The sequence below is a fragment of the Coprococcus sp. TF11-13 genome, from assembly GCF_003481085.1.
GTDB lineage: Bacteria > Bacillota > Clostridia > Lachnospirales > Lachnospiraceae > Coprococcus > Coprococcus aceti.
In genome coordinates this window covers 38,507-62,596 of sequence record NZ_QUKK01000008.1, presented here as the reverse complement: position 1 = coordinate 62,596, position 24,090 = coordinate 38,507, and the positions used below count along the sequence as shown (strand labels likewise).

Sequence of the window (24,090 nt, the reverse complement as noted above, 5' to 3'; positions counted from 1 at the left end):
ATCAGATGTTCTATCAGGCTTAATATTAAGCCTCCTTCTGCTCTGCGATCTGCTTGATAACACGAGCGAAGTTTGCGATAGGTGACTGGATACTTCCAAGGAACTTGGAAATAAGCGCGTCTCTTGAAGGGATCTTTGCAATAACCTGGATTCCTTCTGCATCGTAGAATGTACCTTCTACAACGCCGCCCTTAAGCTCAAGAGCTGGGGCATTCTTTGCGAAGTCTGCAAGAACTCTTGCAGCCGCTGTAGCGTCATCCTTGCAGATTGCAAGACCAGTTGGTCCCTCTAAACAACCCTTAAGGCCTTCGAACTCTGTTCCCTCGATAGCGAAGTTAACCATTGTGTTCTTGTATACCTTGTATACAACACCAGCTTCTCTTAAATTCTTACGGAGCTGTGTATCCTGCTCAACTGTAAGACCACGATAGTCTACAACTACTGCAGTAGCAGCGCCTTCAAGATTTGCCTTGATCTCTTCTACTATTGGCTTCTTTAACTCTACCTTTGCCATAATGCGCCTCCTTATTTTACTAATGACTGCACATTCCAAGATATAAAAAAACTCTCAAAGCCCTAAGACCTGAGAGTAGATTGTTAATTCAATAACGATATCTTTCCTCGGTAGGTGATATAACATCTTACGCCCTGGGGCACCTACTGTCTTCGGCAGTTCATCGTTGCTTAATGTAACACACCGCAAATACAATGTCAATAATTATTTTTATTTTTTTGCACAGCCTGCTGCAGATCCGTTTATTGCCAGACTCACGCGCCGATCGCCTCGTCCACAGCATTTGCTATTGCGTCTGCTATGGCTTCAAAATTGTAATCATACAGGTAATTGTCGTAATCGTTGTTGATAAAGCCTGTTTCTATGAGCACTGCGGGCATTTCAGTCCGGCGCAGCACCGCCAGCCCCGGCCTCTCCTCAACATTTATATTTCGAAAGCCCAGCTTTTCAAGCTCGCTGTTGATCTCCTGTGCAAGATTGTATTTCACTCCGCTTTTATCGTAGACAAGGGTCTGCACTCCGCTGTACTTGTTGGCCTCCGGTGCAGAGTTGCGGTGAAGCGATATAAAATAATCTGCTCCGCTCTCATTTCCCTTCTGTGCTTTGCGGACCGGAGAATCGTATACATCCTCCGTTCTGGTGTATACCACATCATATCCCCTGCGGGTGAGTTCATCCCCAAGTGCCAGCGCCAGGTTCAGGTTATCGTTTTTCTCAAGCCTGCCCTCATACGATGCACCGTTGTCATATCCGCCGTGCCCGGCATCTATCATAATTTTTGTTGCCATATAAAACATCCAGCCCCGGTTGTTTATTCCATTTATAATATGTAACAACCGGGGCTGTGATAACACGTTTATTCAAGGTTTATTATTTGAACCAGAGATCCAGATCCACGTCTCCGGATATACCGTCAACGGTTCCGGACTCGGTGTACTGCCATCCTGTATATTTGTATGGGAAATTAGGAACATTTGCATAGTGTGCAAGCCACAGCTCGTAATCCCCGAGTCTGTCCATGTCAAGGCACTGTGCGAACATATTCCTGCTGGCATATATCATCGGCGTGTAGCCTGCCGCCTTTATCGTCTCACAGAAGCCGACTATGCCATCCGTTCTCTCATCATTCGATGCGTTGTCGCCTCTCGCCTCACTGTCGCCGATAAGCTCCGAGTCGATAACTATAGGATACTTGACGTTCATCTTGCCTATCTGTTTGAGGACAAAATTCGCTTCCTCTACACCCTCGTCATATGTTATCGCCTGGGTGAAGAAGTAAAGCCCTGTCGGTATTTTGTATTTGATGACGGCCGCCTTGCTGTCCTCAAAGCTTGAATCCAGCATCAGTCCGCCCTGCGTGTAGCCTCTGTAACCCACTCTGAGCATAACAAAATCTATGTCTTTGTTCTTCGCCAGAGTCTCCCAGTCTATGTCTGACTGGAATGTTGACAGATCCACACCCACCAGTGTGTCCTTTATATTGTCATCGCTGTAATGCATATATCCATCGTCGCCCGTGTAGAACTTCTCAACATCGAGATTGTTTCTCTCCACCTTGTCGCTGATCTTGTACAGCAGCGCATCAGGGCCGAGTTCTCCGACATTGATGTACGCTGTCGGTATATAGTTCCAGTAATTGTCATATATAAGACTGGTTATCTCCGTATCCTCGAGCGTATATCCCGATTCATAGGAAAGCCCCGGAGATGCCTTGGAGTTGGTAAATCCTCCCGCTCTTCCTATAAATATTCCTATAACAATTCCAGCAATAAGACATACCGATCCAACCAGTATGCACCAGTTTCTGGTAAATTTCTTTATCTGTTGTGTGTCCATATCTCTACCTGTCTCTTCCTTCTTAGCTTAGTCCGCCTTAGTCCGCATACACTGATTACATATTATCAAGGAAATGTTCCGTGCCAAGCCGCAAATGTATGACCTTGTCATACTTCTTCTTTATGGCATGTCTGAACCTTCTCGCCTCACTGTGTGAGAACATTCTCTCAAGATCCGCTTCTCTGAGTATCGGTTCATCACAGAGTATCTTGTACTTGATGTTCCAGTCATACATAAGACTTGTGCAGTTATCTATGCTCACCCGCAGCATCGTTCCTTTGTTTTTACCCATGAACACGCTTCTGTTCCATCTGTGTTTTGCAACCGAATTCTTGGCATCAAATACAACCTCAGCCCCCGGATACTTCTTCCATATCGCATTCAGGAACAACTTCAGCTTGTCCTTGTCAAAATATCTCATCATATCGTATACAACAAACAGGATCGCCACATTCTGAGGCTTCTGCACTTCATCAAGCCATTCGTAATCAAATATTGAACTTCCTATGTTGACCTCTCTGTCCCGGATCTCCATGTATTTTCTTCTTATATCTATGCGCTCCGGGAGATCAACATTGTACCACTTTATACGGCCGTTATCCACACGGGAAAACATGGTATCCAGTTCGCATCCGACATTGACGATAATTCCGTCCGCATATCTGTTTATGAAGTTTCGGACCCTCTCGTCCACAGCGACCAGCCTCTCCATCATGACTGTCCTGTCGTAAAATGTGTATCTGGCATTCCTCTTCTTATGCTCGATGCCTAATTTGTCCGTGAGCTTTATGGCCTCGTTGTCCTCATATAACTTTGGATAACGCTCCGCCATCATCGCCCTGCACCAAATGTCATTCTCTATGTCAGCAGGTACAAAATCCGAATCTCCCTTGATGCAGCCGGCGATCTTCTTCATGATGGTCTTGCACTCCGGTATGAGGGGATGCTCGAGATAATCGTGTGTCACCGCATAATACTGATAGTAATGCACCTTCATATTCGTCCTGCTCGCGTTATCATACAGCCTTCTGGCATAGCAGTTGAGCATGTCGTCATTTGTCGTGAATATATCCATCTCATCGCATATATCCGTTATGTCGTAATACACGGGACTTGTCATATCCGTCCTGCCTGCCGCATCCTTCACCCAGTAAGCAGAGAGGAAATGCTTTATCCCCGGCGTGTAGTAATATCTGTACATAAAACGGCTCTTGTCACTCATCTTCTGTTCAAGCTCCGTGTCCTCAAATTCCGTGTCAAGAACCGGGGAGCACAGTATGAGCTTGTCCGGTCTTCTCCTGCCCTTCTTCCACAACTGTATGGCAAGCGATAACGCCAGACAGCCTCCGGATGAATGTCCGAGAAGCACCAGACGCTGGACATCCTCCGAGTCACACAGCTTGTCATACGCACCCGTAAGCATATCCAGTGCCTCTGTCACCGAATGCTCCGGCGCAAGCGGGTATATCGGAACCACCGCCCCATAGCCGGTTCTCTCCACCGTGTCGAACACAAACTTCCATTCATTGTGTGTTATCCTCGACACAAATCCTCCGCCGTGTATATACATGAAGAACTCCGTCGCCCTGCCGTCTTTAGGCATCACATAAAAGCACAGTCCGCCCTTCTCAAACACCGATCTGACCTTAAACTTATCTTCATTATAAGAAGGCGGATTATAATCCTCTTTTTTGTGAAGCTTAACCGCTGTTTTATATATGTCAGAGGCTTTCATATGCCTGTCATCAAGCATGACGTGCCCCATCTTTTCTATTGCAATAGTTAAGTAATTCTGACTCTCCATTGTCCACCTTTCCAAATGTCCGGTCTACAACTCTCTTTCAGTTATTTTTGCACATGTCAATAATATAATCAAGAAATGATTTTATTTACTGTTGCAATATTGTCAATTTATGATATTATAATTGCGGTAAACAGGATGCATACAGCATAGAAAGGCAAATCTTATGAATATTACGATGTTAAAGAGTAAGATACACCGCGCAGTTGTAACTCAGGCTGAGCTCAATTACGTCGGCAGTATAACTGTAGATTCTGAGCTTTTAAAGGCCGCCGGAATCCTCGAGTATGAATTAGTACAGATTGTTGACATAGAAAATGGTAATCGTTTCGAGACATACACCATAGCCGGAGAGCCGGGATCAGGAGTTATGTGCCTCAACGGTGCTGCTGCCCGTCAGGTCCAGGTCGGAGATCACATCATTCTCATGTGCTACGCATCAATGACCCCTGAGGAGGCAAAGGAGCACACGCCTAAGGTCGTATTTGTAAATGATGACAACTCCATCTCACGTATTACCGATTACGAGAAGCACGGAGAGCTTTTCAGCTAGATCCTATATAGAATAAAAAGAACTATTCGTTTTAACTAAAGACGAATAGTTCTTTTTTATATTCGGATATGACCGGTCTTATCTGTCGGCATCATCAAGGATAAGTCTGCACATCTCCGGCACATTTACCTCATCCATAATTATGTCTGCTTTTATGTCTCTGTCGGCATCATCCACCGGGGATATATTGGAGTGTACATAACAGGTGTGGAGTCCGACCTGCTTCGCCGCCAGCACATCACATACCGCGTCATTTCCCACCATTATGGATCTGTTCGGATTGATATGATTTCTGTCCAGAAGCTGCTGATAGAACGCTGCATCCGGCTTCATTGCACCGAAATCCGAAGAGAGCGATATATCTGTAAAATATCCCTCTATGCCAAGTGACTGAACCTCAGGGAAGGTGAAAACTCTCTGTGCATTTGACAGAACGTATAATTTCTTTCCGGCCTGCTTGAGCTGTTCGAGCATATCCGTCACGCCGTCATACAGTCTTATATATCCTGTAGACGCCTTGCGGAACTCCTGAGCCGCAGCCACTGTCAGCTCTGCACAATCGGACGGTGTCTGATCTTTTTTCAACGTGAGCTGCTCAAATACCTCAAGTATCTGTATCTCAGGGAATTTGAACCTCTTCTTTGCCATGGCCTGTTCTGCGCGTCTGATCTGTCTCTTGTACCTTGATCTGAGTCCTGCCGGATTGTATTTCACTCCGTGCTGCGCATAGAACTCACACATATGTTTCCACACAGCGATGTCCTCCTCATCAGTGTGAATGTCTATCAATGTTCCATATAAGTCAAATATAATATTGTCGTACACGTCATACCTCCGGGTAATTCTTTATTTTTTAGCGATAGCAGGCTCTCGCACCGCCAATGTATTTTGCACGGGTTCTCGCCATAACCACATGTGCACTTCCAACCATGCTGTGCTCAGATCTGACCGGAACGGCCACCGGCGCAAGATGCATGCCTATGAGAGTATCTCCTATATCAATGCCTGCCTGTGCCTGTATAGCCTCGATAGCCACTGGCTCCTTCATATCTGCGTATGCCGCTGTGGCAAATGAACCGCCCGCCTTGAGCTGTGGCACAACATTGACTATCGGTATCCTGTTCGCCTTTGCATATTCCTTCTCAACTATTATTGCCCTGTTCAGATGTTCACAGCACTGCGCCGCCATGTAGACACCTGTGTCTTTGAGTTCATCGAGTATTGCTCCCGCTATACATTTGCCGATCTCCTCACTGGAGAATGAGCCTATCCTCATATTTGCAACTTCGCTGGATGAGCAGCCGACCACCAGTGCATCGCCGGGTTCAAGTCCCGCAACTGCAAGAAGATCCTTCACAGCGCCGCGGACCTCATCTTCGATCTCCTTCAAATGGTCAAAGGCTTCTGTTGAAACGCCCTGTCCCGCAGGTCTGAGTCCTTCCTCAATGCTCGTAGGTTCAGCTTTCTCCGGCTCAGAAATATCCTGAACCTCCTCATATTCATCCTTATCTATGGACACCGGCACACCGGTCTTGCCGAGCACAGTCACGCCGCCGTACCATGTGCTGTCCACCTTGAGCACATCGCCCACTTCATATTCCATTGAGTATTCATCTTTCTTTTTTATTATCTTCACCATCTTTGCCATGTCACAGATCTCCTTTCCTGTACATTTGCATTTACATGCGCTTTATTATCTTATATAGAAGAGAGCCATACATAACTCTCATAACCTCTTCGTATTCGTCCCGTGTCACGTACTCTCCGTAGGTCATCATCTCATATGTAACACCGGCTTCTCTGACCTGGTAATCCAGGCAGGACAGGCCATTGCGCTCGTAGAACGCCTTTCTCCGGCACCTCTGGTCGTAATTCGGCGCATTCTCATCAAGGGGCTCGATATTCAGAAACAGCTTCTGATCCGGATACTCTGTTCTCACCCTTTTTAATATTGCAGAGCCGTATCCACCATCTCTTGCCGATTCATCTATCGCAAGGAACATGAGCGTTTTCACCCTGTCATCACCTATCACATATGTCAGTCCGACAAACCTGCCTGAGTCCACAACCGCACGAAACCTCGCCTTTCCCTGTCTGCATCTTCTGGTGAGCATCCACATAGGAGGTCTTTCTTCCCTTGGGAACGCAGTCACGAACAGGTGCTTTACCTGTTTTCTATAATCATCAATATCAACAAATTTTAATTCCATATTATAACCTTCCAAACTCAGTCGTTCTATCTGTCAACATATTTTATCTGGACATCTCCCGATGTGGTATCGACAATGCACTTGTTTTCATTTTCCATATGGGACTCAGGTATGTCCACCTCTCCGCTCTTGCTGTTCACAAGGAAACGTTTCTCCGACAAGAATGATATATCCACGTTACCACTCTCCGTCGCAAACCAGAGCATATGTCCATCGCACGCATCTACATTTATATCTCCTGAAGATGTCATGAACTGTCCAACCTTTGCCGCCTTTATATTATACCCCTCAAGCAAACCCTTGCCCGCAGATATTATGACATTGTCGCCGTGGACGTTCATTATCGAAAAGTCGCCGCTGCTGCCATTCACCTTCACACTATCCGCATCCACAGAAGCCATGGTGACCTCACCGGAATCTGTGACGACATTTACATTTTCTGCGGTTATATTGGACAGATACGCTCCGCCATTCACCTCAGTTACTTCAAATGTCCCACAGGATATCTGCACACTGGACACCAGAGTTCCCGTCTTCGAGGTCATGGATATATCTCCATACTCTCCCTCCGGTATACTCACCACGACATAAGGATCGTCTCCAAAGCCTATGTCTGAGCCAAATATCCTGTTGTCGGCACAGGTCATGACCAGCGCATCATCCTGCACCGTCACGGAATGTACGACGTCGGGCGAATCAAAATATGTGATGTGACATTTGTCATCGTCGGATTCCACCAGTTTCACATCCATGTCGTCTGCCACCTGTATGTTAATGTCCCGGAACTTCTCAGTTATGGTCATCTCTTTTTCTGTGTAAGAGCTTTTCGCTTTTGCCTTTTTTTCTTCTTTCATCGTCATACGCGCCTGTCTTCCAAGCCCGGCGGATATGATCACCGCAGTCAGCATGACTCCGACCACCAGAACAACTATGGCCCGCATGATCCATTTTGCAACTTTCAAATGCATTTACCTCAATACAAATATGTTTTACATCCACCCCATTATATATACAAAACGGATGTATTGCAAATCCTGCAATACATCCGCGTGTTGTAACTCTATAATTCTATATATCCAGTGCCATGTGGTTCATTATTTCTTAACCACAGTATTTTTTGCAGCACTCCATGTTGAATAATATGTCACCTTGCCGGTATCCTGTGCCCAGGCGGTCACTTCCGGCATATTCACCGTGGCCAGCATCATAGCCGCCGACAGTGCAAATGCCATAAATCGTTTCATCCTTCTCATAAGCCTCTCCTTTTATTCACATAATTTTTTTGACAACATTCCGGAAAAATTATACCGCCGATGGAACCAGGCCCCTCCACTATCTCTGCCTAAAATAGAAAAAATCCACAGGTCGGCTGACATTTGCCAGATATCCTGTGGATTCTTAGACTTCATTATCACTATACAATTATTTCCCCAGCGTGTTCGCCCTGTTGTCGATATTCTTCTGGAAGTTGATGACCTTATGGTCGTATGGCTCATCCATCAGCTTGGACTGGATCATAAAGTCCGCTGTGGCTTTGTTGTTCGCCATCGGTATGTCGTACACCTGAGCGATACGGAGCAGAGCCTTCACATCCGGATCGTGTGGAGCTGCGGTCAGGGGATCCGAGAAGAAAACCACGAAATCTATCCTTCCCTCAACAATCTTCGCACCTATCTGCTGGTCTCCTCCAAGCGGACCGCTGTTGTAGCCCTTCACCTGAAGATTTGTCCTGTCTGTTATCATGCGGGCTGTAGTTCCCGTTCCACACAACTCATGCTGGCTCAGTATGTTCCTGTTGTCCTCGCACCATCTGATGAGCTCTTCCTTCTTCGCATCATGGGCGATAAGAGCTATCCTTTTCTGCTTTGGTATGGTCATTGTGATGTAATCTGCACTCATGTCTGTACCTCCTGTTCCTGCTATTTGCGAGCAATACTCCCATACCCTTACTCTACCCAATCCATCCATCATTTTCAATATAAAACACTATAATACAGAAAAAATTTACTGCATTATTACATTTGCAATTTTGCCGAACTTTCCTCTGTTTTTTCTCCCATCTGTGTGGTATTCTCTTATAGGACGCTTTATAAATTTAAGTATTCTTACTTATTACATTATTTCATAAAGAGATACACAGACAAAACCATATGTCTGTTCAATTATAGTTTAAGGAGATTCACAAGATGAGAAAAATTGGCTTTGACAATGACAAATATCTGTCCATGCAGTCTGAGCATATCAGAGAGAGGATCGGACAGTTCGGAGACAAGCTGTATCTGGAATTTGGTGGAAAGTTATTCGACGACTATCACGCATCCAGAGTCCTTCCAGGATTCGCTCCGGACAGTAAGCTTCAGATGCTTCTCCAGCTTGCAGACCAGGCTGAGATGATCATATCTATAAATGCTGCCGACATAGAGCGCAACAAGATCAGACACGACCTCGGCATCACTTACGATCAGGATGTCATCAGACTTATAGGCGTATACAAAGAAAAGGGACTGTATGTGAGCAGTGTGGTAATCACCAGATACGCTGGACAGTCTTCTGCGGATGTTTTCCAGAAGAAGCTTGAAGCAATAGGGATCAAGGTTTACCACCACTATTCAATCGACGGATATCCAAACAACGTAGAAAAGATCGTCAGCGATGAGGGATACGGCAAGAACGAGTATGTTGAGACTACCAGACCTCTCGTCATCGTCACAGCACCTGGCCCTGGAAGCGGCAAGATGGCTACATGCCTCTCCCAGCTCTACCATGAGAATAAGCGCGGTGTGAAGGCTGGCTATGCAAAGTTTGAGACATTCCCTATCTGGAATATTCCTCTCAAGCACCCTGTAAACCTGGCATACGAGGCTGCAACTGCCGACCTCAACGATGTGAATATGATCGATCCGTTCCATCTGGAAGCATACGGTGAGACCACAGTCAACTACAACCGTGATATAGAGATCTACCCTGTCCTTGCGGCTATGTTCGAGGGAATCTACGGACACTGCCCATACAAGTCACCTACAGACATGGGTGTCAACATGGCAGGAAACTGCATCGTTGACGACGAGGCTTGTCAGGAGGCTTCAAAGCAGGAGATCATCAGAAGATATTATCAGTCCGTGAACAGATTTGTCAGAGACGAGGCTACAAAGGATGAGGTCTACAAGCAAGAACTCATCATGAAGCAGGCAAAGATCACCGTGGATGACCGCGCCGTTGTCCCTGTTGCTAACAAGCTTGCCGAAGAGACCGGTTCTGCTGCCGCTGCACTTGAGCTGCCAGACGGAACCATCGTCACAGGTTCTACCTCAGACCTTCTCGGACCTTCATCAGCAGTCCTCCTGAATGCCATCAAGATACTTGGCGGCATCGACAAGAAGACACACCTGATCTCAAGAACATTTATCGAGCCTATACAGAAGCTCAAGACTCAGTACCTTGGCAGCAAGAATCCAAGACTCCACACAGACGAGGTTCTCATCGCCCTGTCCATGTGTGCAGTATCAGATCCAAATGCCAAGCTTGCTCTGCAGCAGCTTCCAAAGCTTGCCGGATGCCAGCTTCACACATCTGCCATACTGTCGGCGGTTGATATGAACACATTCAAGAAGCTTGGAATCGAGTTCACGAACGAAGCGGTGTATGAGGGTAGGATGTAAGCGCATAATATTTTCGCATTTTTATGAAAAAACGGCAGAAAGATACAAAATAATTTAAAATTGTATCTTTCTGCCGCTTTTTTGCTGTTTAGCGATAATTTTGTGATATTTTGAACATCCAGCTACTCTTCAGATAAAAACAGTGCGTTATCTCTTCTCCTTATACATCATGAGATGTGCCACCATAAGAAGTGCACTGGATATCCAGATCGACTTGAACCCCAGATGCAGCGTGCACACGCCGCCAGCTCCGGCGCCAAGTGCGAATATGATGATGATTCCATAATAGTGCATGGCCTTTCTGAGTGCCCCAGGCTCTTTGTCCCTGAGGTATACCGACAGACTCTCCGTTCCGCTTCGGAGATTTCCTATACACATCGTGCTGGCATAGCCGTAGCCATTTACTTTTCTGAAAGTCTGAACCTGCATGGAGCAGGCAAATGACACAAGCATCGTGGCGAGCAGATTGAACCTCACCGGTATGAATCCAACCGCAAACAATATCACGATCTCCACCAGCACAACTATCTGTCTCCAATGTATGCGGGATGCATTCTTGTATCTATGGCTTATCCTCTCCGCCACCAGCACGCCAAGTGCAAATGCGATCAACGGAAAAAGGTATCTCAATGCAATCTTAAAATCTCCCATCATAAGATGCTGGCTCATGAGAACCACATTTCCTGTCTGGGCGTTGGAGAACACCTCATCTCTGGCATTGTATGTATATGCATCCTGAAAACCTCCTGACAGTGCAAGTATGGCACTTAACAGAAATGTCTCGGATGTCTGTCTGAGTTCTCTGTTCTTTCTTAGCATACGCATCGTCTCTTTTCTATCTATATTTAATATTTGCAGTCTGTCTCATGCAGTAGGTAGTTCCCTGATACAAACTGCAATCCAATTAAACAAGATAACACAAATTCTTTATTTTACAATATGTATTCTTTTATAAACATTCTGTTAAATATCCTTGGCTGTTATTGCATTTTTTACCATAACAAATTATTATACTTACACAACTTGACAAATGCAGGTTCTATGCTATTCTATAGTCATATGGAGAGTCCTGCCAATTATATAAGTGGACATTCAGCAGAATAGCGTCACCTTTCAGGTGAACTATAAAAAGGACTATGTACGCATAGTCCTTTTACATTTTATAAGGAGGCATATTGAAACACGAATTAAAATTATATTGGATAGATATGAAATATATCCGCAATCTACACGCCAAAGATGACAGAATATACAACTCAAGTCCACAACTAGCTAAACATACTCGACCATATATCGGAATTATAGTCACTTGTAATGGTCAAAAATATTGTATACCATTAACATCCTTCAAACCAAAACACGAAAACATGTCTGATAGGATTGATTTTTCTCGAATTATTATAAATAGCAAAATCATCGCCGCTCTCAATTTCAGCAGAATGATTCCAGTTGAAACATCCCAATTATCAAGAATAGATACCAAAATAAGAAAGCACGATACCTCTGAAATTGCCAAAAGAAAGCAACTCTACAGGCAGGAGCTCCAATGGTGTAATGAAAATTACGACAAAATAGTCAACAAAGCCAACGTTCTTTACAACAAATACATGTCCGGCGAATATTTTAAACGAAGGCATGATTGCTTAAACTTCGCAGAATTAGAAAAGATATGCAAGCACTATAATTCACAATAAAAACCGCCACAGTCGGAAACCCATCCGGCTGCAGCGGTTTGCTATCCTTTATATTACAATTTACATTGCCTTCTTATATATCTCAGCGATCTCCTCCTGTGTGAATACCACAGGGTTGTTAGCTATGCTGGCTGCCGAAACCTTCATACAGTTCTCAGCCATCCAAGGAATATCCTTCTCCTCTATGCCGAGGTCTGAAAGCTTGACGTCAAGATCAAGATTCTTCAGAAGAGTTCTGATCTTCGGTGCCAAATCATCCGCCGTGATACCTCCAAATATTCTGGCGATCTTCGCGAACTTGAAGTGATCTCCCTTGTAGGATGCCTCGATGATAACTGGTGTCAGAGCTGCAAGTCCCTTGCCGTGAACTATGTCCTTAAGGCCGCTGGCCGGATGCTCCATTCCGTGAGCCAATGTGACTCCGGCTGTGTTGATGACCATACCGCCTATGGTGCTGGCCAGTGTTATCTTCTCCCAGCTCTCCTGGGTTCCTCTGCCCTTATATACATCCACAAGATTGTGGGCGATAAGATCAATCGCATACAGTGCAAGCGCATCTGTAAATGGCTGCGAGATCTTTGATGTGTATGCCTCCATGCAGTGGCACAGTGCATCAAATCCAACTGCCGCAAGCACATGCTTTGGCATGGTCTTCATGCAGTCCGGATCCACGATGGATACCTTTGCCACGATGGCATTGCATCTGAGTGACTTCTTGTCGCCATTTTCCGGATTGGTGAGAACCGCAAATCCATTTCCCTCTGAACCTGTTCCACAGGTTGTAGGAATAAGTACAAGTGGAAGTGCCGTATCGCTGACCTTTCTGCCAAATATGTAATCGTTGATATCTCCATCATTGAGTGCCAGGAACGCTATAGCCTTTGCACAATCCATGATGCTTCCACCACCTATGGCAACGACCACATCACAGCCATTTGCTTTGGCAAATTCTGCACCTTCCATAGCTGTTGTAGTGAGCGGATTCTGTGCAACCTTATCAAACAGTGCAGTCTCAAGACCTGCTGCTTTCAGACTGTCATTTACCTTGTCATACAAGCCTGACTTCTTTGCACTGCTACGGCCTGTGACGATGAGCGCTTTCTTACCATACGGCTTAGTGAGTTCACCGGTCTGGGCAACCTTTCCGGTACCAAATGCAATATTTACAGGAAGATTGTAGTTGAAGGCAATAGGCTGAACAAATTTTGTCTCATCCTCCTCAGCCATAACAAGCTCGATAGCAGCCTTGACCTCTTCCTCTCTGTTCTCTTTCTCATCTACGATCTCATCATCAATGAGGACATCGACATGTGAAGCGAATTTTTCTTTATATTTAAGCTTACATATTATGAAGAATACCACACCAAGAAGTGACCAGCCACCCGCCATAGCCCATTCCTGCCATACGAGTGCACTTCCTGAATTTGGAACTATGTACATCACAACCATAAAACCAGACATGAGAACTGCCAGCGCACCAACGATCTTATAATGCTTAACCTTATATGGTCTCTTCATATCCGGTGCCTTCTTCCTGAGTATCAGGAACGAAATGGATACCATGCAATATGCAAGACAGCATCCAAAGTTACCTGCGTCAACTATCCATACCAGCATCTTACGGCCTGCAAGAGGTGCGAGAACTGAGAGGAAACCGATAAGGTAAAGTGCATTTACAGGTGTCTTGTGCTTCTTGTGAAGCTTTGCAAATGTCTTCGGGATCATGTATGACTCTGCCATGGAGTACATTGCACGGCTTCCTCCGATGAGGAATGAGTTCCAGCTAGTAACGATACCGCACATACCTCCTACAATAAGAACTTTCGACATAATACTGCTGTTGAACGCCTTTGCCATGGCATCCGCTGTAACAAGACCTGATCCATCCATGGATGCAGCTACCTCAGATGAATTCATGACATAACCTACACCTATGATGATAAGCGCATAGAAAAGAACCGCAAGAACAATTGAGAGTATCATGATCTTACCGATTTTCTTGAGAGGTACATTGATCTCCTCTGCAGCCTGTGGGATTACGTCGAATCCAATGAAGAAGAATGGTGTGGTAACAGCAACTCTGAGGATAGTCTTAAATATCTCCCCTGTGGAGTCTCCGTTGAACATCTGTCCGTCAAGGTTTGAAGCATCTCCTGTCACAACTGATGCAACTATGAGAAGAATACCAACACCGCCGATCACAACTGTAAGTATGGTCTGCAGAAGTGCTGCTGTCTTCGCGCCCTTTATATTGATATATGTTATAAATATCGCAACTATTATTGCAACCGCAAGCCACGATGCATAGATATCAAAACCTGCCACCGTGTACAGATATCCCTGAAGGAACTTTGGATATATATAAGTGATGATGGTTGGAAGTGCACACGCCTCGAAACATACAACACTGACATATCCAAGTACGATAGCCCATGTACATATGTAAGAACCTATAGGTCCCATAGCCTTATAGCTGAACACATGCTCGCCGCCGCACTGAGGCATGGCCGCTGTAAGCTCTGCATATGTGAGTCCAACGAAGAATACCATAACACCGCCAAGTGCAAATCCGATGGCCGCTCCTATTACTCCACCTCTCGTGATCCAGTCGCCTGAGGATACTACCCAGCCCCAGCCGATCATGGCTCCAAAGGCTATCACCAGTATGTCCCAGGCAGAAAATACTTTATCAAATTCTGATTTTTTTCCTGCCATAATATCATCCTTTCTAATACATCCAAGCACACCATCCACAGTTTGTTAAAATGTTAAAAAAATGGCGTCAGGAATCACACTTTCCGTGTTCATCTGACGCCATTGTCATTTTCTATATTCGCGATGTAGTTGGAATTGCATATATATGTTAATTCACAATTTCTTTTATGCTTAATCCTCAAATCTCAGATCTATCATCTGAAGTATGTACTTTGCAGTTTTCTCAAGGCCAAGTACACTGGAGTCTATCATCATGTCTCGCATGCTGCAGTCTCTCATATCTCCACCTGTCATGTAGTTATATCTGGAACTGAGCATTCCATCGTTGTACTTGACAAGCTCAGCCGCCTTGTCATGATCAAGCCCCTTCTTCTCCATGACATACTGTATCCTCTTTTCTGTAGGTGCATATATGAATACATTCAGACAGTCATCTCTGTCCTTGAGTATATAATTGCTGCACCGTCCTATGATGATACAGGAAGATTTCTCTGCAAATTTATTGATAACCTCAAACTGCTTATAAATAACCCTGTTTGTAAGGTTTGCATATCGCGGTCCAAAGCTTGTATCAAATTCATACTTGACTGTCTCGCCCTGATCCGCCTTCTTGACAAGATCTCTGTCAACGCCAATCTCCTCAACGACCTTATCTATCAGATCTCTGTCGTAATACTCAACTCCCAGAGATTTCGCTACCATCTTGCCAATCTCTATTCCACCGCTGCCATATTCACATCCAACGGTCACAACAAAATGTTTCATCTACATCGCTCCTTCCAGGGGCTTCGCGTTTCCCCTATTTACTTAATTCTGCCACTGCATCTGTGATGATCTCAACAGCCTTATCACACTGCTCTTCGTTCACGATAAGTGGTGGGATCATACGGATTATATGAGCTCCGATGGCTGTGATCAGAAGCTTTCTGTCAAGACATCCATGTTTTACATCCACACCGCCGATCGTATCATCAAACTCAACACCAACCAGGAGCCCCTGATGTCTTACTTCCTTTACATGTGGGATCTTCTCAAGCTTTGCTGCGAAGTAATCTCCCATCTTCTTTGCATTTCCTGCAAGATCTCTGTCAAGCAGCTCATTTACCTCTGCAAGTGCTGCTGCACATGATACAGGATGTCCACCAAATGTTGTTCCATGTGAACCAGGTGTAAATGCCTTTGCAACCTCAGCGGTTGCACATATAGCTCCAATCGGCATTCCGCCGCCGAGAGCCTTTGCCATGGACACGATATCCGGCTTGATTCCGTAATTCATGTATGACATGATATTTCCTGTTCTGCACCAACCTGTCTGAACCTCATCTATAAGGAGAAGCATGTCATTCTCATCACAGAACTCTCTGAGTCCCTTCATGAATTCCATTGTTGCAGGATGTACACCGCCCTCGCCCTGTACAGGCTCAACCATGATCGCTATAGTGTTCTCTGTACATGCATCCTTGAATGCCTGAAGGTCGTTGTAAGGTGCATATGAGAAGCCGTATGTCATAGGACCAAATCCCACCTGGCAGCCATTTCCCGGCTGACCTGTTGCTGACATGGCGCCGAATGTTCTTCCATGGAAGCCCTGCTTTGCAGTCACGATATGGTAACGGTTTGGACCATACTTCTCAATACCATACTTACGGGCCATCTTGATCATAGCCTCATTGGCCTCTGTTCCTGAGTTCTGGAAGAATATCTTGTCCATTCCAATAGTCGTACAAACCTTCTCAGCAAGCAGTGCCTGTGGAATTGTGTAAGGATAGTTGAATGTGTGCATGATGTCACCGACCTGATCCTTGACAGCCTCAACAACCTTCTCATTGCAGTTACCTGCGCTGTTTACTGCGATTCCGGCGTAGAAATCAAGATATCCGTTGCCGTTCTCATCATATATGTACATGTCCTTTGCTGTCTCAGCGAGGAAATCGAAACGCTCATATGTCTCGATCATGTACTTGCCTACCTTGTCCTTAATGTCCTGAAATGTTAATCCTGTGTCTTTTAATTTCATAATCCTTACCTCCACTACATTTTGTAAAATCAGAAGAATCATGGTGCCGGATCGTTTTTGTCCCCAAGCATCAAAAAAGGCAAAGGAGACTGCGGACGAATGTTCGTCCAGGCTCCTTTGCCTTAAATTCTTGTTCTTTATATTTGACACACTTAAGATACCACTCAATATAATACATGTCAACACCTTTTCTTAATTTTCTTAAGATTGGCTTATTATCTGACTTTATTTGTATTACCATGCACTTCAGAACATTATTTTATTGAACATTTTGTGCATTATATTGGACAGATGATAATCTTTTACAACCACATTGTATGTACATTATTTTACACTTAATACCGCTCATATTTCCATGTTAGTGATAGTCCAGGAATACACATATACAGCTCACCTTTTCATTCCCATCGTTGCTGTACACATGAACCTTATCAGTCTCAAACCTGTATATCTGGTTCTTGCCGACCTTCTGTTTTGTATCACCTGCCTCAACAGTCAGAACACCCTCTGTAACCGACAGGTATTCTCTTGTCTTCTCACCATGGGAGCCGCTGACATATGTGCCTCCCGGCTCAATGTCTATACGATATATCTCCACCTCATGGCTGTCCTCATACGGAAAACACGTCCACACTTTATACTGTCCCTTTGCCTCCTTGATTGGAACAAGCTCCTCTGGATTCACAAGACAGGCCTCCATGGGCGGCGGATCAATAAGTTCATGAAACTCAACTCTGAGGCCGCTGGCTATCTTGCCCATGACACCCAGAGACGGATTCGCAGTGCCCTTCTCAATCTGCGCCAGCATGCTCTTGCTGACACCCGTCTGCTCAGACAGCACATCCAGGCTCATACCTTTGGAGGTCCTCATTCTATTCAGATTCACAGCAACATTATGTGATAAATAATCCATCGTACCCCTCCCGCTCAACATTATCACAAGGCATTTCCCGCTTTCGCGGGTCCTCCTTGTGATATATTACTGAGCGGGCGCATTCCTATGCACTCCGTGCGGCGCCCGCATTATCTCAAGGCATCTCCCGCTATCGCGGGTCCTCCTTGTGATATATTATGTCGTGTATCTTCTAATTTTTCAAGCGTCTACTTAGACGCCGCCTCCACTGCTGCCTCGAAGATATCCAGGCCGGCGGCAAGCTGCTCATCTGTGATGACAAGCGGTGCAAGGAATCTTATGACATTATTGTAAGTTCCTGCGCCCTCAACCAGCAAGCCACGTTTCCAGCACTCGGTGATGACCGCAGAGGTAAGCTCAGGAGCAGGCTCCTTGGTCTTCTTATCCTTGACAAACTCTATTCCTACCATTCCACCGAGTCCTCTGACATCGCCAACGCACTCATACTTCTCCTTGAGCTCATTGTATCTTGCCACAACCTTCTCACCAATCTCACATGAACGTCCTGCAAGATCATCTCTCTCCATGATCTCGATAGTCTTGAGGGCTGCTGCACAGGCAAGCGGATTTCCACAGTATGTACCGCCTATTGTTCCAGGAGCGACAGCCTCCATGATCTCTGATCTTGCGATGATGGCTGACAGCGGAACACCTGCTGCTATAGACTTGGCTGTTGCTATGATATCAGGCTGTACGCCTGCCTCCTGCCAATATACACTGGCAAATATTCTTCCTGTTCTGCAGAAACCGCTCTGTACCTCATCCGCAATAAGAAGGATTCCATGGTCATCACAGAGCTTTCTGACAGCCTTTACCCACTCGATAGGTGCAGGTATGAAACCACCCTCGCCCTGAAGAGGTTCAACAACAACTGCCGCAATGGTATCTGCCGCTGCGCACTGTTCAAATACATCTGTGAGCGAATTCATATAGTAATCAAGAGCTGCCTCCTGTGGCATTCCCTCAGGATTCCTGTAGTAATATGGGAACTGTGCCCTGAACACTCCATTTGCAAGCTCACCCATCCCCTTTGCATAAGCCTTCTTGGATGTCATGGCCATTGTGTAATGTGTTCTGCCGTGGAAAGCTCCCGAAAATACGATGATATTCGGTCTCTTTGTAAAGCTCTTTGCAACCTTTACAGCATTCTCATCAGCTTCAGCACCACTGTTTGCGAAGAACACCTTCTTCTCGTCGCCCTTTACTGGTGCAATGGACGCAAGCTTCTCAGCGAGTGCCACATATCCCTCATGGGTTACCACATTGAACATGCCGTGGAAATATTTGTCAGCCTGTGCCTTGACAGCCTCAACGACCTCCGGCTGTGAGAATCCGATATTCAGGACTCCGACACCACCTATCCAGTCTAGGAACTTGTTGCCATCCACATCCTGTATCATGGCACCCTCACCCTTGTCTATAACAACCGGATACGCACACCTAATGGCAGATGGCACTGCCTTCTCTCTTCTCTTTATTACCTCCGCTGCCTTTGGTCCCGGCAGTGTCTCTGTGATTATCTCTGGTAAATCTGTTCTAAGCATAATTTTGTCCTCCTTTATTTTTTCAACCAGCAGCCTGTGCACCAGTGTCAGGCTTCCTTTCTGAAACACCGGCTGTCTTTTTTACTCTGCATATAGAATCGCACAACCGTAGGTGTTATGCCATATTCCCCAGGCACAAAATATTAGAACGCATTTGTGCTCATAGCACATTTTCCACCATTGACACAGGTCTGATATGCAGTAATAATAATATATAATGTGCTTTTCGCAAGACTATATATGTGCGCGTAATACAGGAGGGAACACTGACATGGCCATTTTTCTGAGAGATTTGTACTATGATACCAAACGAAAATACAACCTTAACCTGATATCCGGTGGAAAGGGAATGGAGAACATCGTAAGCTGGGTATACATATCAGAGGATATATCCACATCCACATTCTTGAACGGAGGGGAACTCATCATCACAACCGGCGTGACCTCCGGTGAACGCGAGGACTGGCTCAGGGCATTTATCAAAGAGCTCATAAAGAGGGGAACCTGCGGACTCATTCTGAATACCGGCAGATATATATTTGAGGAGGACATAACCGATGAGATCGTCAGACTGTGCTACCGCTATTCGTTTCCTCTTTTTACCATGCCATGGGATACAAGGATATTCGATATCACCCACGACTACTACAACAGGATATTTGAAGACTCCAGGGATGATGGCAACATGACCGCAGCATTCCAGAATATCCTCATGGGGAATTCCCTGACCGATGAGCAGACTGACACAATAAAAGGCTCCGGATTCAACAATGGCTGCTACAACGTTCTGTCCATCGATACAGAAGCAACAGATGAGTTCATGTATATCCTGCAGAAGGTCTGCAACAATACAGATCTTGTCTTCCATGCATTTGTATATGATGGCAATCCGACAGTTATCCTGAGATGCCCTTCCTCTGGATCCATCGCAGACAAATGCAGTGACATCGCAGAGGCTCTGGCGGCAAGATTCCCGGACCGCAGCATACATATGGGTTCCGGAAGCCCGGTTCTGTCCCTGACAGAACTCCCCTTGAGTTACCGCCGTGCAGTTTCTGCAAGGGAATTTACCGCAGACAACATATATTGTGATTACAACAGTCTCGGATTCCTGCGTATTCTTCTGGAAGTTAATGATGCCCAGCTCATACACTCATTTATCGCAGAGCAGCTCGGTGGTGTCATAGAGTACGACAAAAACCATCACTCAGCTCTGACGGACACTCTGTACGAATATCTTAAGTGCAGCGGCAGTGTTCAGCACATCTCTGAGAAAATGTTCTGCCACAGGAATACGATAAATTACAGGCTCCGGATAATAAAAGAAGAGCTGGAATATGATCTCTCCAATGCGGAGGTCAGATTCCAGCTCATGGCTGCATATAAGCTCAGAGAGATACGAAAAGTATAACTCTCTCCAATTATATCCATTACATAAAATGTGCATACACCGATGCAAGTATAACCGTAAGTATTCCCGTAACTGCAATCGACAGACTGCTCATGGCTCCCTCAACCTCGCCGATCTCCATAGCCTTGGCAGTTCCGATGGCATGGGCTGATGATCCCAGGGCAAGTCCCTTTGATATAGGTTCTTTAATACGGAATATCTTGAACACGATCTCTCCGATTATATTGCCGATCACTCCGGTCACAACTATGACTGCAACCGTGATGGTCACATATCCGCCAAGCTCTTCCGAGACACCCATTCCGATAGCTGTGGTTATGGACTTCGGAAGAAGTGTCACATAATCTTTATGGGAAAGTCCCATGACCTTGCACAACACAAGGACTGTAGTCAGACTCGTTATAACTCCGGCAACTATACCGCCGAGCACAGCCTTATAATTGTGCTTTAAAAGCTCCCACTGCTCATAGAGTGGGATTGCAAGACACACTGTAGCCGGTGTGAGGAACCAACTCAGATACTTTGCGCCTTCATTGTACACATCGTAATCCACATCAGCCACAACCAGCACCACTATAGTCACTATGATGGACACCAGCAGTGGGTTAAGTATAGCTATCTTAAGTTTCTTTTTAAGTACACTTCCAAACATATATGCCAGAAGGCTTATAGTCACCCCTGCAAATATGGACGATTCAAACATATCACTCATTTTCAGTCTCCTTCTTCCTGTCTCTCCTTATTATAAGCTGTGATACCCAGCCTGAAGCAAGCATGACCGTTATGACGACAACCACCGTTATGACGCTGACTGGCACAAGCACAGGCTTAAGCGTTCCCCACGACGACATAAGGCCCACACCAGCTGGTATGAACATGACCGGCATGATCTCTATAAGAAACTTGCCCACACTCTTCACATCTTCCAGCTTGAGGATCTTGGTCTGTAGGCAGATAAACATGATAACCATACCATATATACTCGCCGGAATCGGTAGTGGAACTATGTACTTAAGTATCTCACCGATAAAGGATATGGCGAGGATTATAAGAAACTGCTTCAAATATTTCATCTTTTTTGTCTTCCTTCTATATATTTATCATACACATATGGAGCAACGATTCACAACCTTGGTATACATGCCTGTATACAACCTCCACATATCGAGCCTTTTTCATAAAAAAGGAGGTTCGATACACAGATATAGTTACTCTGTATATTCAAACCACCCTTTAACCCTTTGATTATTATATTCTCACTTTGATTTTATTCAATAGAATATTCTGCATTTTTTTAATTTTGATAAATATAACAATTTTTTTAATTCAATCTGAAAATATTTCGTAAATATTTCTATTGACTATTATTTTTGCAGGAATCTCATCCTATGAATTTTTCATGATCACTGTGTTCACAATATCCGCTGCGTGCTCGCACACATCCATACAGTTCTCTATGCAGGCATATATGTTTTTCCACACGACCACAGTCCTAAGGTCACTCTCACCGTACAGTCTGTGCATATTCTCCACATACAATCTGTCTCCCTGCTCCTCAAGATCATTTACCCTGATTATGCTCTGCTCAATGGTCTTTGAACTCTTGAATCTCTTCAATTCTCCGATCACATCCTGCAGTGCCTTGATGCACTCGAGGAGCAGTTCTACCATCTGGGGTACATCCTCTCTGATAGTATCCACATTGCACATATAAATCTGCAGGAACACATCCTCAACAGCATCGGTAATATCATCCAGATAGTTAGACAGGGCAACCAGATCCTCCCGTTCTATAGGTGTTATGAATGCCTGACTGAGCACAGTCATCATCTTATGTTTCTTGCCATCGGCCTTCTGCTCAAGCTCATGCATACGATCAAGGTCTTCCTTGATGGTGTCCACCGAAAAATCCACGACTACATTCTTCAGAAACTCCGCGGCCTGATACGAGATCTCCACACATGTATTCAGATTCTTAAAATAAAACTCGTCCTTTTTCTTCTTCACAATATTCTCTCCTTATAATCAAAACTCTATATTCGTAGGTGATTGAAAAACTCATAAGCTGTAATAGTGTAAGTGATTTTTGCATTACCAAATCAGGGGAATACGCAGCCGCCGGTCCTTAGGTGGCGCCTGCATTTTCAACCACCTACAACCTACCCCAGCCACACGATCAGCAGCTTTGCCATGCCATATCCTATGACACCACAGCCCGGGAATGTGAGCACCCAGGCAAGCACCATATCGCGCACCACCTTGAGGTTGATCGCAGATGCCCTCTTCTCAGCACCCACGCCCATGATGGCTGTCGTCTTCACATGGGTGGTGCTGACCGGGATTCCACATACCGTCGAGAGCAGGATACAGAGTGCTGCCGACAGATCAGCCGCAAATCCCTGGTATTTCTCAAGCTTTACCATATCCATTCCAACAGACTTGATGATCTTCTTTCCTCCAATTGATGTTCCAAGTCCCATGACAACCGAACAAAGTATCATCATCCATATTGGTATCGTTACATTTTCTGCACTGCTCTGTCCATTTACGAGAAACAGCCCAAGCAGGAGAACTCCCAGGAACTTCTGGCCATCCTGGGCTCCGTGCATGAATGCCACCGCCGCCGAGCCGGCCACCTGTGCTTTTGAGAAGAAAGCATTTGTCTTTCTTCTGTCAAAGCGGTAACAGATAACCGTGAGCAGCTTGCACACCACAAATCCGACTGCGAATCCGAGAACAGTCGACAGCACAAGACCATATATTACTTTTATCCACTCTGAAGGATTTACACCGTCCAGTCCTCCCTGAAGTGCTATGGCTGCCCCCGTAAGTCCGGCAATCAGTGCATGGCTCTCACTTGTCGGTATGCCAAATGCCCATGCACCGATTGCCCATATTACGATCGCCGTCATTGCCGCACATAGAGCGATCATCGCTGAGTCTGTGTCACCGCCGAAATTCACCATGTTCTTGATAGTCATGGCTACCTTTGAATTGACAAGCGACATGATAAGAACCCCAAGGAAATTGCAGGCAGCCGCCATAATTATCGCCTTATCCACATCTATGCATCTGGTAGACACACACGTCGCTATGGCATTTGGTGCATCCGTCCATCCATTTACCAGAATTACTCCAAGTGTCAGCAGAACGGCGATCAAAAGCGCCGGATGGCTCACAACCTGCTCTGCAAAATATGAAAATGTAATATTCTCCAGCATGT

The 24,090-nt window shown here is 45.4% G+C and carries 24 protein-coding genes and 1 other annotated feature; of the genes, 4 read left to right on the top strand and 20 right to left on the bottom strand.

Annotated features, from left to right (window positions below):
• Positions 1-25: 25 nt before the first annotated feature.
• From rplJ to DXD11_RS12385, 4 genes are all read right to left on the bottom strand, one after another.
• Positions 26-514 carry a 50S ribosomal protein L10 gene (gene rplJ / locus DXD11_RS12400; protein WP_015534197.1) on the bottom strand — a complete coding sequence of 163 codons (489 nt, stop codon included), beginning with the start codon at positions 512-514 and terminating at the stop codon, positions 26-28.
• 36 nt (positions 515-550) lie between these two features.
• Positions 551-688: a sequence feature (ribosomal protein L10 leader region), on the bottom strand.
• An 80-nt stretch (positions 689-768) separates the two neighbouring features.
• Positions 769-1,302, bottom strand: coding sequence for an N-acetylmuramoyl-L-alanine amidase family protein (locus DXD11_RS12395; protein ID WP_117549498.1), 534 nt, complete (start codon positions 1,300-1,302; stop codon positions 769-771).
• Between the two features lie 82 nt (positions 1,303-1,384).
• Positions 1,385-2,350, bottom strand: coding sequence for a glycoside hydrolase family 25 protein (locus DXD11_RS12390; RefSeq protein ID WP_022216759.1), 966 nt, complete (start codon positions 2,348-2,350; stop codon positions 1,385-1,387).
• A 55-nt stretch (positions 2,351-2,405) separates the two neighbouring features.
• Positions 2,406-4,154: an alpha/beta hydrolase fold domain-containing protein gene (locus DXD11_RS12385; protein ID WP_118758527.1), complete on the bottom strand. Its 1,749-nt coding sequence runs from the start codon at positions 4,152-4,154 to the stop codon at positions 2,406-2,408.
• Between the two features lie 163 nt (positions 4,155-4,317).
• Between DXD11_RS12385 and panD the strand changes: the two genes are divergently transcribed.
• On the top strand, positions 4,318-4,704 hold the full coding sequence (gene panD, locus DXD11_RS12380; RefSeq protein ID WP_015534201.1) for an aspartate 1-decarboxylase: 387 nt from the start codon (positions 4,318-4,320) through the stop codon (positions 4,702-4,704).
• 78 nt (positions 4,705-4,782) lie between these two features.
• On the opposite strand, the gene DXD11_RS12375 is transcribed toward panD, so the two are convergent.
• The 6 genes from DXD11_RS12375 to DXD11_RS12355 all read right to left on the bottom strand — a co-directional run bounded on the left by DXD11_RS12375 (position 4,783) and on the right by DXD11_RS12355 (position 8,813).
• Entirely contained in the window at positions 4,783-5,529 is a 747-nt protein-coding gene (locus DXD11_RS12375; RefSeq protein ID WP_158579443.1) for an HAD family hydrolase, read from the bottom strand.
• A 28-nt stretch (positions 5,530-5,557) separates the two neighbouring features.
• Positions 5,558-6,094 carry a TIGR01440 family protein gene (locus DXD11_RS12370; protein ID WP_117550523.1) on the bottom strand — a complete coding sequence of 179 codons (537 nt, stop codon included), beginning with the start codon at positions 6,092-6,094 and terminating at the stop codon, positions 5,558-5,560.
• 289 nt (positions 6,095-6,383) lie between these two features.
• Entirely contained in the window at positions 6,384-6,914 is a 531-nt protein-coding gene (locus DXD11_RS12365; RefSeq protein ID WP_118758525.1) for a GNAT family N-acetyltransferase, read from the bottom strand.
• Between the two features lie 26 nt (positions 6,915-6,940).
• The gene (locus tag DXD11_RS12360) at positions 6,941-7,876 is read right to left on the bottom strand and encodes a DUF4097 family beta strand repeat-containing protein (RefSeq protein WP_158564601.1); all 936 of its coding nucleotides are present in this window, start codon (positions 7,874-7,876) and stop codon (positions 6,941-6,943) included.
• Between the two features lie 132 nt (positions 7,877-8,008).
• A complete protein-coding gene (locus DXD11_RS14255; RefSeq protein WP_158564602.1) occupies positions 8,009-8,167 on the bottom strand; it encodes a hypothetical protein in 159 nt (52 codons plus the stop codon).
• Positions 8,168-8,336: 169 nt separating this feature from the next.
• Complete coding sequence (locus DXD11_RS12355; protein ID WP_055147786.1) at positions 8,337-8,813, bottom strand: methylglyoxal synthase; 477 nt, start codon at positions 8,811-8,813, stop codon at positions 8,337-8,339.
• Positions 8,814-9,100: 287 nt separating this feature from the next.
• Here DXD11_RS12355 and DXD11_RS12350 point away from each other — a divergent pair, with 287 nt between their 5' ends.
• Positions 9,101-10,573, top strand: a complete 1,473-nt coding sequence (locus DXD11_RS12350) for a DUF1846 domain-containing protein (RefSeq protein ID WP_015534206.1) — start codon at positions 9,101-9,103, stop codon at positions 10,571-10,573.
• Between the two features lie 147 nt (positions 10,574-10,720).
• On the opposite strand, the gene DXD11_RS12345 is transcribed toward DXD11_RS12350, so the two are convergent.
• Positions 10,721-11,392, bottom strand: a complete 672-nt coding sequence (locus tag DXD11_RS12345) for a YoaK family protein (RefSeq protein WP_055224431.1) — start codon at positions 11,390-11,392, stop codon at positions 10,721-10,723.
• 356 nt (positions 11,393-11,748) lie between these two features.
• Between DXD11_RS12345 and DXD11_RS12340 the strand changes: the two genes are divergently transcribed.
• A complete protein-coding gene (locus DXD11_RS12340; RefSeq protein ID WP_118649377.1) occupies positions 11,749-12,267 on the top strand; it encodes a type III toxin-antitoxin system ToxN/AbiQ family toxin in 519 nt (172 codons plus the stop codon).
• A 60-nt stretch (positions 12,268-12,327) separates the two neighbouring features.
• On the opposite strand, the gene DXD11_RS12335 is transcribed toward DXD11_RS12340, so the two are convergent.
• The 5 genes from DXD11_RS12335 to DXD11_RS12315 all read right to left on the bottom strand — a co-directional run bounded on the left by DXD11_RS12335 (position 12,328) and on the right by DXD11_RS12315 (position 19,456).
• On the bottom strand, positions 12,328-14,982 hold the full coding sequence (locus DXD11_RS12335; protein ID WP_118758524.1) for a bifunctional amino acid transporter/iron-containing alcohol dehydrogenase: 2,655 nt from the start codon (positions 14,980-14,982) through the stop codon (positions 12,328-12,330).
• 171 nt (positions 14,983-15,153) lie between these two features.
• A complete protein-coding gene (locus DXD11_RS12330; protein WP_022058945.1) occupies positions 15,154-15,747 on the bottom strand; it encodes a cytidylate kinase-like family protein in 594 nt (197 codons plus the stop codon).
• Between the two features lie 34 nt (positions 15,748-15,781).
• Positions 15,782-16,999: an aspartate aminotransferase family protein gene (locus DXD11_RS12325; protein WP_118758523.1), complete on the bottom strand. Its 1,218-nt coding sequence runs from the start codon at positions 16,997-16,999 to the stop codon at positions 15,782-15,784.
• Positions 17,000-17,357: 358 nt separating this feature from the next.
• Positions 17,358-17,912 carry an XRE family transcriptional regulator gene (locus DXD11_RS12320; protein WP_022058947.1) on the bottom strand — a complete coding sequence of 185 codons (555 nt, stop codon included), beginning with the start codon at positions 17,910-17,912 and terminating at the stop codon, positions 17,358-17,360.
• 188 nt (positions 17,913-18,100) lie between these two features.
• A complete protein-coding gene (locus DXD11_RS12315) occupies positions 18,101-19,456 on the bottom strand; it encodes an aspartate aminotransferase family protein (protein ID WP_118758522.1) in 1,356 nt (451 codons plus the stop codon).
• A 271-nt stretch (positions 19,457-19,727) separates the two neighbouring features.
• Here DXD11_RS12315 and DXD11_RS12310 point away from each other — a divergent pair, with 271 nt between their 5' ends.
• Positions 19,728-20,867: a PucR family transcriptional regulator gene (locus DXD11_RS12310; RefSeq protein WP_158576513.1), complete on the top strand. Its 1,140-nt coding sequence runs from the start codon at positions 19,728-19,730 to the stop codon at positions 20,865-20,867.
• 19 nt (positions 20,868-20,886) lie between these two features.
• Here the strand turns inward: DXD11_RS12310 and DXD11_RS12305 are convergent, their stop codons facing one another.
• The 4 genes from DXD11_RS12305 to DXD11_RS12290 all read right to left on the bottom strand — a co-directional run bounded on the left by DXD11_RS12305 (position 20,887) and on the right by DXD11_RS12290 (position 24,088).
• Positions 20,887-21,579: an LrgB family protein gene (locus tag DXD11_RS12305; RefSeq protein WP_015534210.1), complete on the bottom strand. Its 693-nt coding sequence runs from the start codon at positions 21,577-21,579 to the stop codon at positions 20,887-20,889.
• The gene (locus DXD11_RS12300) at positions 21,572-21,940 is read right to left on the bottom strand and encodes a CidA/LrgA family protein (protein WP_118758521.1); all 369 of its coding nucleotides are present in this window, start codon (positions 21,938-21,940) and stop codon (positions 21,572-21,574) included. Before DXD11_RS12300 ends, DXD11_RS12305 begins: the two co-directional genes overlap by 8 nt.
• A gap of 313 nt (positions 21,941-22,253) precedes the next feature.
• Positions 22,254-22,874, bottom strand: coding sequence for a DUF47 domain-containing protein (locus DXD11_RS12295; RefSeq protein WP_158579442.1), 621 nt, complete (start codon positions 22,872-22,874; stop codon positions 22,254-22,256).
• A gap of 152 nt (positions 22,875-23,026) precedes the next feature.
• Positions 23,027-24,088, bottom strand: a complete 1,062-nt coding sequence (locus DXD11_RS12290) for an inorganic phosphate transporter (RefSeq protein ID WP_118649383.1) — start codon at positions 24,086-24,088, stop codon at positions 23,027-23,029.
• Positions 24,089-24,090 lie beyond the last annotated feature (2 nt).